Origin of the sequence: Catenovulum adriaticum (assembly GCF_026725475.1) — a bacterium.
Lineage (GTDB): Bacteria > Pseudomonadota > Gammaproteobacteria > Enterobacterales > Alteromonadaceae > Catenovulum > Catenovulum adriaticum.
This window is the reverse complement of record NZ_CP109965.1, coordinates 2,535,909-2,548,940: the sequence shown is the minus strand read 5'-3', so window position 1 is coordinate 2,548,940 and position 13,032 is coordinate 2,535,909. Positions and strand designations below refer to the sequence as shown.

The following is a 13,032-nucleotide window of genomic DNA, read 5'->3' as shown; positions in this document are numbered from 1 at the left end:
GGAATTTAAACTCAAGGATTTTAGGATGAAACATGTAAACTTTATTTTAGCTTTTTTAATGTTATCTATTAAGCCTGTTTTTGGTGGAATGATTACCGACTATTCATTAGATGAACCGACTAACGTTGTTGTTAACAAAGAAACTGGGCTCGAGTGGCTACAATGGGATGAAACAATTGGTTTATCTGTGGCGGATATTATTCTAGGAAACAATAATGCGTATTTTGAACAAGGCTGGCGTTTAGCAACTCACGTTGAAGTTAGCGATTTATATAATACCTTTTTTTCTGCGACACAGTGGGACACCGACGAAAATACAACACAATCTTTGTCACTACTCACGCCTTTAAATTCAACGACCGATGCAGCTAGCGTTTTTATTTATTTGTTTGGTGATACTTACGCTGCTGCTGGCAAATATTATGATGTCGGCGACCCTGTTCAAATGGCGGCAGCTTGGATTGGAGAAGATACCGATGCTGACCAAGATTATACTTATACTAGGGTTCGAGATGAATATAATCGATTTGATGGGTTTTTATACGAATATTTAAACGGTAGAGTCATGTTGTTAAAGGATGAATTGAATCCTTACGATAGCTTGCCAGATACTGGAATTGCTTTGGTGCGAACGACTCAGCCGACAGCGATATCTGAACCAAATACAAATATGTTACTTTTATCTTGTTTGGTGGCTCTTTTTATTCGTTGTCGTCGAGATAAAAGTCGATTGGCCTAATTTGCCCATCCCTACATGAATTGCCAATTAACCTGATTTTTTATCGTGTTTATTTTGGCGGAAAGGGCAGTCGCGGTCTATTCAACGAGACAAATGCCTTGCGGGCCTATTTGTGTATGATCTGAAGATACAAAAACGTGCATATTTTTATAAAATGCCTGATATTTACGCTTTAATGATTAAAATATTAATGACAGCTTAATGAAATTATTGCTATCTTAATCAGCTTATTATCCAAAACGTTTGCTAAAAGCGCACTGATTATTGAGGTTTTTTAATCCACTATGCTCATACCCTCTCCCGAATTGATTTCACTTGACGAAATTTTGCCGAACGAACCATTATTAATGATGGGGGCAGGGCCTGTACCTATCCCCGAGCAAGTGGCTAAAGCGAACTCAATTGTGATTAATCACCTTGGCGAGACAATGGCCAAGATTATTGATCAGGTAAAACAAATGTCTCGTTATGTATTTCAAACGCAATCACCATGGATTTTAGGGGTTGCAGGACCGGGTTCCGCAGCAATGGAAATGGCGGTAACTAATTTAGTTTGGCAAAATACGCGAGTACTGAGTATTAGCAACGGCTTTTTTAGCAGTCGGTTAGCTGAAATGGCATCGCGAGTGGGGGCTGATGTTAAAACTCTTCAGGTTGAAGAAACTAAAATTCCCGATCTAGCACAAATTAAACAAATTTTAGACACCTTTAAGCCAGAGGTATTAACGCTTGTCCAAGGTGAAACATCTAATACTGTGTGTAATAAAAACTTAGCTGAAATTAGCCAATTAGCGCATCAATATGATTGCTACGTGATTGTAGATGCCGTTTGTACGTTAAGTACTATGCCATTAAAAATGGATGAGTGGAAAATTGATGCTGTGATAACAGGTGGTCAAAAAGGGTTGTCTTCAATACCTGGCGTTTCTTTAATTGCATTTTCTGAGCGTGCTTATCAACGAATGCATGCAAGACCATCCAAATGCCCACAGTGGTGTTTAGATGCACAACTTGCTGAGCAGTTTTGGCATCATGGTTCGTATCATTACACAGCGCCAGTTTCTGGCATTTTGGCGATTCATGAAGCGCTAGCTTTGATTTGTAAAGAAACATTAGAAAGCCGCTTCGCTCGACATTTACGATGCTCACTTGCATTGCAACGAGGTATTGAAGCTTTAGGTTTATCACTGTATGTTCCTGAGCAAGCAAGATTAAACTCAGTCATTGGAATTAATGTCCCTGAAGGCATTGAACAAAAAGCTTTATGTCATCATATTTCAAATCAATATAGGGTTGAAATCGCGGGCTCGTTTGGGCTTAATATTGTTAGAATAGGGCAAATGGGTGAGCAAAGTCGGGCGCATCATTTATTTAGAACTTTGCATGCATTTGGTTGTTCTATTCGTGATTTAGGGGGGCAAATTGATTTGCCTACTGGTATGGCTGAATTAGAAAGAGGTTTACAAGCAGGCGTTGCGCAAACCAATAATTAAAATATCACGCAAATTACTTATAATTATTTATATTTGAAATAATACTAGTTAATGCGCTAAAACAGCCGCTTTGCATGAAAAAAGCGGCTTAGTCTTGATATAAAACAAGCTTAGTTAATTTACAGAGTAACTAGGTTCTGGTAAGGTATTGCGTCAAATGAATTGGTATTACCAATTATCCTAAGATGGAAGTGAATGAATTATCATAAGGTTCGCCAGCCAAAATTAGCTGATGCAATTTTACAACAGTTAGAAACCATGATTCTGGAAGGTAGTTTGTTGCCGGGGCAAAAGTTGCCGCCTGAGCGAGAACTGGCTAAACAGTTCGAGGTGTCACGGCCGTCTTTGCGTGAAGCAATTCAAAAATTAGAAGCTAAAGGTTTGGTATATCGTCGTCAGGGCGGTGGCACTTATGTTCATAATCAGTTGCAAAGTGCGCTGGCCGATCCACTTTTCCAGTTAATATCTTCCAAACCAGAAACTCAGTTTGACTTGCTTGAGTTTCGTCATGCATTAGAAGGCATTTCAGCGTATTATGCTGCGTTAAGAGGTACTGAAGCTGATTTTAAGCAAATACAGCAAGGCTTTAAGTTAACTCAAGAGAAAGCTCAGTCACAGATTGTTGAGCAGGTAGAAGCTTTATATGAATTTTATTTAGCGATTGCAGAAGCGTCGCACAACTTGGTTATTGTACATTTAGTGCAGGGCATGGCGGTTTTAATTAAGAAGAATATCGCGCAAAATATAGAAATATTATCAGCTAAGCCTGAAATATTGCCAAGTTTAGATAAACACAGAGATTCACTGATGGTTGCAATATTAGCTAGAGATCCTGAAGCAGCTCGTATGGCATCACATCATCATTTGTCCTTTATTGAAGAGTCGTTACTTCAGTTAGGGCAAGAAGAAAACCGATTGCAACGAGCTATGCGCCGTGTGCAAAAAGAACTAAAACACTAGATTGGCTAAGATGAAGCAAAAGCGGTTTTAGCTTTGCGAGCCTAACGATAAAGGAAAACTATATGTCTGACGTCCTTAATCACGATGTAGATCCAATCGAAACACATGATTGGATTGATTCGATTGAATCTGTACTTGAAAATGAAGGCCCAGAACGAGCACATTATTTAATCGAGCAGATGATCGAAACATCTCGCCGAAATGGTGCTCACTTACCGTTTGATGCTACGACAGCATATAAAAACACAATTCCAGCAGGGCAAGAACCCGCTATGCCAGGTGATCCTGAGCTAGAAGCGAGAATTCGAGCTGTTATTCGCTGGAACTCAATGATGATGGTGGTACGTGCTTCTAAAAAAGATTTAGAGCTAGGTGGCCATATCTCAAGTTTCCAATCATCAGCTATGTTATATGATGTAGGCTTTAACCACTTTTTCCGAGCGCCAAATGATAAAGACGGTGGTGATTTAGTTTATTTCCAAGGTCATATCTCTCCGGGTATTTATGCGCGTTCATTTGTTGAAGGCCGTTTATCTGAATCTCAATTAGACAACTTCCGTCAAGAAGCATTTGCCGACGGTTTATCTTCATACCCGCATCCTAAATTAATGCCTGATTATTGGCAGTTCCCGACAGTATCTATGGGCTTAGGTCCAATGCAGGCTATTTACATGGCTCGCTTCTTAAAATACTTAACAGATCGCGGTTTAAAAGACTGTTCAGAGCAAACTGTTTATTGTTATTTAGGTGACGGTGAAATTGATGAGCCAGAATCATTAGGTGCTATCGGCCTTGCTTCACGTGAAGAATTAGACAACTTAGTTTTTGTTGTTAACTGTAACTTACAGCGTTTAGATGGTCCTGTTCGTGGTAACGGCAAAATTATTCAAGAATTAGAAGGTACATTCCGCGGCGCAGGTTGGGATGTAACTAAAGTCGTTTGGGGTCGTTACTGGGATCCATTATTCCAAAAAGATCACGATGGCTTAATGCAAAAGTTAATGGATGAAACCGTAGACGGTGAATACCAGAACTTTAAAGCTAAAGGCGGTGCCTTTACGCGTGAACATTTCTTTGGTAAATATCCTGAATTAAAAGAAATGGTTGCGAACATGTCAGATGATGACATTTGGCGCTTAAACCGTGGTGGTCATGATCCAGTTAAAGTTTATGCAGCCTATGCAAAAGCAAAAGCGACTAAAGGTCGTCCATCAGTGATCTTAGCCAAAACCGTAAAAGGTTATGGCATGGGTGAAGCAGCTGAAGGTAAAAATATTGCTCACGGTGTGAAGAAAATGGACTTGGATGCGATTCGCCATATGCGAGATCGTTTTAACGTACCGGTTTCAGACGAAGACTTAGAAACATTACCTTACTATCGTTTCCCAGAGAACAGCCCTGAATATAAATATATGATGAGCCGCCGTGAAGCATTAGGCGGTACTATGCCTAAGCGTCGTGAAAATTCATCAATCCAGTTAGAAGTACCTGAGTTAGAGGCGTTTAAAGCGACTACTGCTGGTTCTAAAGACCGTGAAATTTCGTCAACTATGGCGTTTGTACGTGTATTAACTGCTTTATTAAAAGACAAAAAAATTGGCAAAAACATAGTGCCAATTATTCCCGATGAAGCTCGTACCTTCGGGATGGAAGGTTTGTTCCGCCAAGTGGGTATTTATGCACACGAAGGCCAAAAATATACCCCACAAGATGCTGACCAAGTTGCTTACTACCGTGAAGATAAAAAAGGTCAAGTTTTACAAGAAGGTATTAACGAGTTAGGTTCAATGGCTTCTTGGGTTTCTGCTGCGACATCATACTCGCATGCTGATTTACCTATGATTCCTTTTTATATCTACTACTCAATGTTTGGTTTCCAACGAGTAGGTGATTTAGTTTGGGCGGCTGGTGATTTACAAGCACGAGGCTTCTTAATTGGTGGTACAGCCGGTCGTACAACATTAAATGGTGAAGGTTTACAGCACGAAGACGGTCATTCACATTTACATTTTGGTACTGTACCTAACTGTATTTCTTACGATCCAACGTACGGTTACGAAATTGCGGTCATCGTTCAAGACGGTATTAAACGCATGTATGGTGACAACGAAAATGTGTTCTATTACCTAACTGTGATGAACGAAAACTACGTTCAGTTACCTATGCCTGAAGGGGTTGAAGACGGCATTCGCAAAGGTATGTATAAGTTAGAAACCGTTGATGTTAAAAAAGCGAAAGCAAAGGTTAATTTATTATCTTCAGGTGTTATTTTAGAACGTGCACGTGCAGCGGCTAAAATTTTAGCTGACGATTACAACATTGCATCAGACGTTTATTCAGCAACTTCATTTAATGAGCTAGCGCGTGACGGTTTAGATTGTGAGCGTTGGAATATGTTACATCCTGAAGCAGACGAAAAAGTCGCTTACGTAACTCAGCTGCTACAAGATAGCAAAGGTCCAACCATTGCTGTAACTGATTACATGAAACAATATGCCGATCAAATTCGTGGTTTTGTTCCGACTGATTACCGAGTTTTAGGGACTGACGGTTTTGGCCGTTCAGACAGCCGTGAAAACTTACGTACTCACTTTGAAATCAATGAGCACTACATTGTAGTTGCATCATTGTATGAATTAGCAAAACGTGGCGAGATTGAAAAGAAAGTTGTTGCCGAGGCGATTGCTAAATTCAATATTGATCCAGAAAAACTTAACCCACTTTACGCTTAATTAGGGGATAGTAACAATGGCAATTAAAGATGTTTTAGTCCCTGATGTGGGCGGCGAAGAAGTTGAAGTAATTGAGCTTTGTGTTGCTCCGGGTGACACGGTTGAAGCTGAAGATTCACTGATTACAGTAGAAAGCGACAAAGCTTCAATGGATATTCCAGCACCTTTTGCTGGAACCGTAAAAGAAATTAAAACTGCGGTTGGCGATAAAGTATCTGAAGGTACTTTAATTGTAACGGTTGAAGATGCTAGCTCAGAAGCTGCAGAGCAACCAAAACAAGAAGAAGCCAAACAGGAAGCGTCGACTAAACAAGAAGACGCTCCGGCAAAAAGCCAATCATCGGGTTCAACGTCGACTGTGGAAGTAAAAGTGCCTGATATTGGTGGCGATACTGATGTTGAAGTCATTGAAGTATTAGTCGCTCAAGGCGATAAGGTTGAAGCTGAAGAAGGCTTAATTACCCTAGAAACTGATAAAGCTACTATGGACGTACCTTGCCCACAAGCTGGTACAGTTAAAGAATTAAAAATTTCAGTAGGCGATAAAGCTTCTGAAGGCACATTAGTGTTAATTCTTGAAACTGAAGGTGGCGATGAAGCTTCTGCTTCAGACGGCGACAACGAAAGTGCGCCAGCACAAGCAGCGCCTGAGTCTGAACCTGCAGCTTCTGGTGCAACTGAATTAAAAGAAGTTAAAGTACCTGATATTGGCGGCGACGAGAACGTTGATATTATTGAATTATTGGTAGCCGTTGGTGACGAAGTAAACGCTGAAGATGGTTTAATTACCTTAGAAACCGACAAAGCGACAATGGATGTACCTGCGCCATTTTCAGGTACCGTTAAAGAGCTTAAAGTTGCCGTAGGCGATAAAGTTTCTGAAGGTAGCTTAATTGCCATGGTAGAAACCAAAGGCGAAGCACCAACAGCAAAAGCAGACTCTAAGCCAGCTGAAAAATCAGCACCGGCTGCTAAGTCAGCGCCAGAGAAAAAATCTGAAGCGCCAAAATCAGAACCAACAGCTAACGTACCAGCCGCTGCAAACGGTAAAAAAGTACATGCTTCGCCATCTGTTCGCCGTACAGCGCGTGAATTTGGGGTTGATTTAGCATTAGTACCGGCAACAGGTCCTAAAGGTCGAATCTTAAAAGAAGACGTTCAAAAATGGGTGAAAGCTGAATTAGCTAAGCCTAAGTCATCTGGTGATTCGGCTGGCAATGGTGGTTTTGAAGTGCTTGCAGCACCAAAAATTGATTTCAGCAAATTTGGTGAAATTGAAGAAAAACCATTATCACGCATTCAAAAAATCTCGGGTAAAAACTTACACCGTAACTGGGTAACCATTCCACATGTTACTCAATTTGATGAAGCAGATATCACAGCGGTTGAAGAGTTTCGTAAAGAGCAAAATGCATATCATGCAAAAGTGCAAAGCGGCTTAAAAATTACGCCACTTGTTTTTGTAATGAAGGCAGCGGCCAAATCTTTAACTAAATTCCCAACTTTTAATTCTTCACTATCTTCAGATGGCGAAAACTTAATTCTTAAGAAATTTATCAACATAGGTATTGCGGTAGATACACCAAATGGCTTGGTTGTTCCTGTGATTAAAGATGTGGATAAAAAAGGCATTGAAGAATTATCACGAGAGTTAATTGAAGTTAGTAAAAAAGCGCGTGATGGCAAGTTAAAATCAGCTGATATGCAAGGTGGTTGTTTTACTATTTCAAGTTTAGGTGGCATTGGTGGTACTGCGTTTACCCCAATTGTGAACTGGCCAGAAGTTGCTATTTTAGGGGTTTCAAAAGCTGAAATGAAACCTAAATGGAATGGTAGTGAGTTTGTTCCTAAATTAATGTGTCCGTTAAGTTTATCTTACGATCACCGTGTAATTGATGGTGCTTTAGGTGCTAAATTCTCGGTTGATTTAGCGGCTAATTTATCAGACATTCGTCGTTTAGTGCTTTAAGCTGCGCTGAACTTCTCATAGACAAATTAGGGTAAAGTCAGGCTTTACCCTAAATTAATAAAAACTGGGGATTTTTATGAGTAATGAAGTCAAAACTCAGGTCGTTGTATTAGGTTCAGGCCCTGGCGGTTATTCTGCCGCTTTTCGTGCAGCCGATCTTGGTTTAGAAGTTGTCTTAGTTGAGCGTTATAGCAGTTTAGGTGGCGTTTGTTTAAATGTAGGTTGTATTCCATCAAAAGCATTATTACATGTTTCAAAACATTTAGTGGATGCACAAAACATGGAACACGAAGGGGTTACTTTTGGTAAACCTGAAATCGACTTAGATAAATTACGTGAGCACAAAAATAAAGTTGTGGGTCAGTTGACTGGCGGCTTAGATGGCATGGCTAAAATGCGTAAAGTTAAAGTGGTGAATGGCTACGGTAAATTTACCGGTGCTAACAGCCTAGCGGTTGAAGCTGAAGATGGTTCAGTTACCACTGTTAACTTTGACAATGCGATTATCGCAGCGGGTTCACGCCCAGTAAAATTGCCTTTTATTCCACATGATGATTCACGTGTTTGGGATTCAACCGATGCATTAGAAATGCCGTTTGTACCAGGTAAAATGTTGATTTTGGGTGGCGGCATTATCGGTCTGGAAATGGGCTCGGTTTATAGCGCATTAGGTTCAAAAATTGATGTTGTTGAATTTATGGATCAATTAATTCCAGCAGCAGACAAAGACATCATTAAAACTTTTACCAAATCAATTGGTAAAAAGTTTAATGACATTATGTTAGAAACCAAAGTAACTGCTGTTGAAGCCAAAGAAGACGGTATTTATGTCAGCTTTGAAGGTAAAAAAGCACCAGCAGAGCCAGTTAAATATGATGCCGTATTAGTGGCTGTTGGTCGTGCGCCAAATGGTGCGTTACTAGACGCTGAAAAAGCAGGCGTTGAAGTAACAGATCGCGGTTTCATTAATGTTGATAACCAACTGCGTACTAACGTACCGCACATACATGCAATTGGTGATTTAGTGGGTCAGCCTATGCTTGCTCATAAAGCCGTACATGAAGCGCATGTGGCTGCAGAAGTGATTGCTGGCAAAAAGCATTACTTTGAACCTAAAGTCATTCCATCAATTGCGTATACTGACCCAGAAGTGGCTTGGGCAGGCTTAACTGAAAAAGAAGCAAAAGAGCAAGGTTTAAACTACGAAGTTGCTGTTTTCCCTTGGGCGGCTTCAGGTCGTGCGATTGCTTCAAACGCAACAGACGGTTTCACTAAAATGATCTTTGATAAAGATGATCACCGTTTATTAGGCGGCGCTATGGTAGGTAGCAATGCAGGTGAGTTACTAGGTGAAGTTTGTTTGGCAATTGAAATGGGTGCAGATGCGGAAGATATCGCGTTAACTATTCACGCGCATCCAACCTTGCATGAATCTGTTGGTTTAGCGTCTGAAATTTATGAAGGCTCAATCACGGATTTACCGAACAAAAAAGCAAAAAAGAAAAAGTAATTTAACGAATATTAATCTTGGTTGTTTTCGCAAAAACGCGGTGAATACGTCCATGTAAGCTTGGATTTTTCATCCCTGAAAAATACATTTTGCTTAAAACAATCAAATTAATAAAAAAGCCTGAGTTAAGCAATTAACTCAGGCTTTTTTGTTTTTATTCTGCTTTAAGGAAAAGTCATCTCCGATTTTTAAATTCATCGTTGTTTTTTTTCATTATGCTAAACCATATATTCTTATAAATGCAACTTAACATTGCTATCTCTATATGCAATTTTTAGCTGGTATTTATTGCAAATGCAATAAATTGAGTTATCATAAATCATAGATTGATTTTTAATCAATGGAGGTTTTATGTCAGCTGTTATCCAACCAGATGCCGCTCAAATATTAATGAAAGCCTATGTTAATGCCTACAAAGCTTTAGCTGTACCTTCACATCAGGCCAGTAAAATTATAGGTGTTGACCCTTCTACTTTATCGCGCAAATCAAATAAAGGCTTTGCTGTAGATTCTAAACAAGCAGAGCTGCAAATGCATTTTATTCGTCTCTATCGCTCACTTTATGCGTTAGGGGGGGGCGACACTGAGTTTATGCAGCATTGGTTTTCAACTTATAACAAAGTGCTGAAAGGTACGCCAAATGAACTTTGTTTAAAAATTGATGGTTTGCTTAAAACAAATGGCTATTTAGATGCAATGCGTGGCAAGGTATAAACTTAGATTCAATGGGTTAACTAAATGGATTTATTAAATCAATGCGTCGAAAAAATTGAGTTTTATAGTCTATATCAGGCACAGGTTTATCGTTTTGTTGAAAGTCAGGAGCAGGTGGCTACGACAAGTTTGGTTGATAACTTAGACGAACAAGCTTTGTTAGAAGACTTACTAGAACAAAATAAACCTAAATTAGAAGCTGAGTACCAGCCGTTACATTATTTGATATCTACCCCTTTTCGTTATCCTCCTTTAACCCATGGTTCAAGATTTGGCCATCAATTTATGCCAAGCTTTTTTTATGCCAGCGAAGATAAATTAACCGCATTAGCCGAAGCCGCGTTTTATCGTTTTGCTTTTTTATTAGCGATGCAAAAACCTTATAATCAAGCAGTTAAATCCGAGCATTTAATGTTTTCAGTCAATGTTAAATCAAAAAAAGCGGTCGATTTAACAACTCATTCATTAACTGAATTTATACCGATATTAACCGACCCAGTTGATTATCGTTTTAGTCAAAAATTAGGTGAGCACTTAACAGCACAAAAACAGGTTGAGTTAATTCGATTTTATTCTGCGAGGGATAAATTGAGTGATACTAATCGAATCAATCTAGCCATTGCTCAGGCTAAAGTTATCTGTTCAACAGAGCCCGAACAAATGGTTAATTGGTTATGTCAGTCATCTGAAAGTGAAGTGAGCTTTTACAGTAGAAATGAAGCTGTATACCGTTTTTCAGTGAATGATTTTATGGTGGATGGCCAATTTCCATTGCTGGCCTGAATCACCTTTGAGTGCTATTTGTATAAGTTCTTTGAATAAGGCTCTTGCTATAAAGTTCTGTGGATAAAGCTCTTTATATAAAATAAGCATGATTCAGCGAACGGGCGCTTATGCGGCTCATTTATTTTGATTTTGCACTGAGTTTCATCCAGTGTCTATCGACGGTATGCACTTCATGTTTGGCCCATTTTTTAAAATTTTTGATATAAGTTTCACCGGTTGTGCCTGCTTCACTGCCAGCTACTACTTTGTATTTAAGCTGCGTTCTGCGAATTTCAATGACTTGCCTGACACTCCAGTACTCTCCTAGTCCTGCATTACTGTAACAATGATTGAGTGTGATACTAAGGCGTTTTTGGGGGCGATTTTGTTGAGCGTGCGCCATCGCTTTGCTGAAAATTTCGGCGAGTTCTTCTGAGCTCACATCAATATAAGAATTTTGCTGGCGAAGGGCTGCCATAAAATCTTCTTGGCTGAGCTGATAACTGCTGGGAGCCGACGATTTAGCGGTAAAGTTTAAGTGTGCAGGATAACGTCGCCAGTAAAAACAAAAGTTAAAGGCAAAAGCAATCAGCATTAACCCTGTTAAATTGAGCAACAGTGGGCTAATAATAAAGCTAAAGCCTAATTGGTGTATCTGTTCGCCGCCCATTACACAAAATAAAGCGGTAGCGCCGCCGGGCGGATGCAAACAGCGGCAATAATGCATAGCACAAATAGCAGCGCCCACTGCTATAGCACTTGCCAGAAACGGATGCTGAATATATTGCTGAGCTATGATCCCAATAATGGCTGATAGTATATGTCCTGCAAATACATTCCAAGGCTGAGATAAAGCCCCGTGAGGTAAGCCAAACACCAATACCGCAGTCGCCCCCATAGAGCCGACTAATAATAATGCCGAATTAGGATCAAACTGACTTAACGATATTTTTAACGTGAATAAAATGCCAACAATCGCGCCAATACCTGAGATTATTTTTTCGGTATGTGAAGTGGCGTCTGGCGCTAAGCCTAATAAAAGCCTAGCTTCACTAAAAAAGTGCTTAGTTTTGATTTTTATATGATTAACAGGCATTTATTGAACAGGTAACTCAAGCTGTGAAAACGGCCAAAGATAATAGAAGGGATTTATATTTGTGTATAATGAATAATAATGATATTTAAGTGCAATAATTTTGCACTTAAATGGGGCGGTATGGATATAGAACTGGCTAAAACTTTTTTAGAGATTATGAGTGTAGGCACTTTTAATGAAGCCGCTGAGCGTTTAAATGTGACTCAAACCACAGTAACGGCAAGGGTTAGAGCGTTAGAAAAGGCTCTAGGAAAGCAATTATTTATTCGTAATAGAGCGGGTGCTAAATTGACCCAAGATGGTGAGCGTTTTGCAGGTTACGCGCTCAGTTTGGTGCAAACTTGGGAGCAAGCCAAACAACAACTGAATTTGCCGGCTCAGCAGCGCCAAAGTATACGAATTGGCGCAGAGCAGAGTTTATGGAATCCGTTGATGGTTGACTGGATTAATACCATTCAGTCAAATACCGATAATATCCACATCCAAAGTGAAGTCGCAGATGTTGAAAAGTTAATCGTCTCGCTTGAGCAAAATCAGCTAGATGCCATTTTGGTACACAGGCCAAATTATTACTCAGGTTTTGTGGTTGAACAATTAGTAGAAGAAAAGCTAATTCATGTGCAAGTTCCTAACCAGCCTAAACCCGATTTATTTATTGACTGGGGCAGTGAATTTAAACGACATTTTGATGCCACTTTACCGCAAAAACGTCAAGCCGCAATGACGTTTAACTTAGGCCCGTTAGCGTTAAAAGTGATGCTTAAAAACGGTGGCAATGGCTACTTTAGAACGCGAGTCGTTGCGCATTATTTAGCACAAGGTTTACTTGAAAAAGTAACGGGCGCCCCTGAATTTTCATATCCAATCTATTTGCTCTACCGAAAAGGCACGCGCAGTGATTGCTGCTTACAAACGCTAGACTATTTAAGAGCGAGTATTTCCCTTAGCGAACATTGGCAGGTTTAACGCAATACAAGCGTAAGTATTGGTAATCTGGGCTAGGTATCTGTAGAATTCGCGCTAACTTTTGTAGGGTCTTAGATCCTACATATTC

Annotated in this window: 10 protein-coding genes; 9 read left to right on the top strand and 1 reads right to left on the bottom strand. The window is 39.8% G+C overall.

Features of this window, described 5'->3' with window-relative positions:
• The first annotated feature begins 25 nt into the window (after nucleotides 1-25).
• The 8 genes from OLW01_RS11120 to OLW01_RS11085 all read left to right on the top strand — a co-directional run bounded on the left by OLW01_RS11120 (nucleotide 26) and on the right by OLW01_RS11085 (nucleotide 10,900).
• Nucleotides 26-739, top strand: coding sequence for a hypothetical protein (locus OLW01_RS11120; protein WP_268073985.1), 714 nt, complete (start codon nucleotides 26-28; stop codon nucleotides 737-739).
• Nucleotides 740-1,023: 284 nt separating this feature from the next.
• Complete coding sequence (locus tag OLW01_RS11115) at nucleotides 1,024-2,232, top strand: pyridoxal-phosphate-dependent aminotransferase family protein (RefSeq protein WP_268073984.1); 1,209 nt, start codon at nucleotides 1,024-1,026, stop codon at nucleotides 2,230-2,232.
• Between the two features lie 195 nt (nucleotides 2,233-2,427).
• A complete protein-coding gene (pdhR, locus tag OLW01_RS11110) occupies nucleotides 2,428-3,192 on the top strand; it encodes a pyruvate dehydrogenase complex transcriptional repressor PdhR (RefSeq protein WP_268073983.1) in 765 nt (254 codons plus the stop codon).
• A gap of 62 nt (nucleotides 3,193-3,254) precedes the next feature.
• Entirely contained in the window at nucleotides 3,255-5,924 is a 2,670-nt protein-coding gene (aceE, locus tag OLW01_RS11105) for a pyruvate dehydrogenase (acetyl-transferring), homodimeric type (RefSeq protein ID WP_268073982.1), read from the top strand.
• Nucleotides 5,925-5,940: 16 nt separating this feature from the next.
• On the top strand, nucleotides 5,941-7,893 hold the full coding sequence (gene aceF / locus OLW01_RS11100) for a pyruvate dehydrogenase complex dihydrolipoyllysine-residue acetyltransferase (protein WP_268073981.1): 1,953 nt from the start codon (nucleotides 5,941-5,943) through the stop codon (nucleotides 7,891-7,893).
• Nucleotides 7,894-7,969: 76 nt separating this feature from the next.
• Nucleotides 7,970-9,403, top strand: coding sequence for a dihydrolipoyl dehydrogenase (lpdA, locus tag OLW01_RS11095; protein ID WP_268073980.1), 1,434 nt, complete (start codon nucleotides 7,970-7,972; stop codon nucleotides 9,401-9,403).
• A 351-nt stretch (nucleotides 9,404-9,754) separates the two neighbouring features.
• A complete protein-coding gene (locus tag OLW01_RS11090) occupies nucleotides 9,755-10,117 on the top strand; it encodes an antitoxin Xre-like helix-turn-helix domain-containing protein (RefSeq protein ID WP_268073979.1) in 363 nt (120 codons plus the stop codon).
• A 24-nt stretch (nucleotides 10,118-10,141) separates the two neighbouring features.
• The gene (locus tag OLW01_RS11085) at nucleotides 10,142-10,900 is read left to right on the top strand and encodes an RES family NAD+ phosphorylase (RefSeq protein ID WP_268073978.1); all 759 of its coding nucleotides are present in this window, start codon (nucleotides 10,142-10,144) and stop codon (nucleotides 10,898-10,900) included.
• Between the two features lie 121 nt (nucleotides 10,901-11,021).
• Here the strand turns inward: OLW01_RS11085 and OLW01_RS11080 are convergent, their stop codons facing one another.
• On the bottom strand, nucleotides 11,022-11,978 hold the full coding sequence (locus tag OLW01_RS11080) for an HPP family protein (RefSeq protein ID WP_268073977.1): 957 nt from the start codon (nucleotides 11,976-11,978) through the stop codon (nucleotides 11,022-11,024).
• A gap of 78 nt (nucleotides 11,979-12,056) precedes the next feature.
• On the opposite strand from OLW01_RS11080, the gene OLW01_RS11075 reads away from it, so the two are divergent.
• Nucleotides 12,057-12,944, top strand: coding sequence for a LysR family transcriptional regulator (locus OLW01_RS11075; RefSeq protein WP_268073976.1), 888 nt, complete (start codon nucleotides 12,057-12,059; stop codon nucleotides 12,942-12,944).
• The last annotated feature ends 88 nt before the right edge of the window (nucleotides 12,945-13,032 follow it).

Bases quoted from the DNA above. Each gene is read 5' to 3' on its own strand.
- pdhR (WP_268073983.1), top strand. From the start codon at position 2,428: ATGAATTATCATAAGGTTCGCCAGCCAAAATTAGCTGATGCAATTTTA.
- OLW01_RS11085 (WP_268073978.1), top strand. From the start codon at position 10,142: ATGGATTTATTAAATCAATGCGTCGAAAAAATTGAGTTTTATAGTCTA.
- OLW01_RS11075 (WP_268073976.1), top strand. From the start codon at position 12,057: ATGATATTTAAGTGCAATAATTTTGCACTTAAATGGGGCGGTATGGAT.
- OLW01_RS11115 (WP_268073984.1), top strand. From the start codon at position 1,024: ATGCTCATACCCTCTCCCGAATTGATTTCACTTGACGAAATTTTGCCG.
- lpdA (WP_268073980.1), top strand. From the start codon at position 7,970: ATGAGTAATGAAGTCAAAACTCAGGTCGTTGTATTAGGTTCAGGCCCT.
- OLW01_RS11090 (WP_268073979.1), top strand. From the start codon at position 9,755: ATGTCAGCTGTTATCCAACCAGATGCCGCTCAAATATTAATGAAAGCC.
- aceF (WP_268073981.1), top strand. From the start codon at position 5,941: ATGGCAATTAAAGATGTTTTAGTCCCTGATGTGGGCGGCGAAGAAGTT.
- OLW01_RS11080 (WP_268073977.1), bottom strand. From the start codon at position 11,978: ATGCCTGTTAATCATATAAAAATCAAAACTAAGCACTTTTTTAGTGAA.
- aceE (WP_268073982.1), top strand. From the start codon at position 3,255: ATGTCTGACGTCCTTAATCACGATGTAGATCCAATCGAAACACATGAT.
- OLW01_RS11120 (WP_268073985.1), top strand. From the start codon at position 26: ATGAAACATGTAAACTTTATTTTAGCTTTTTTAATGTTATCTATTAAG.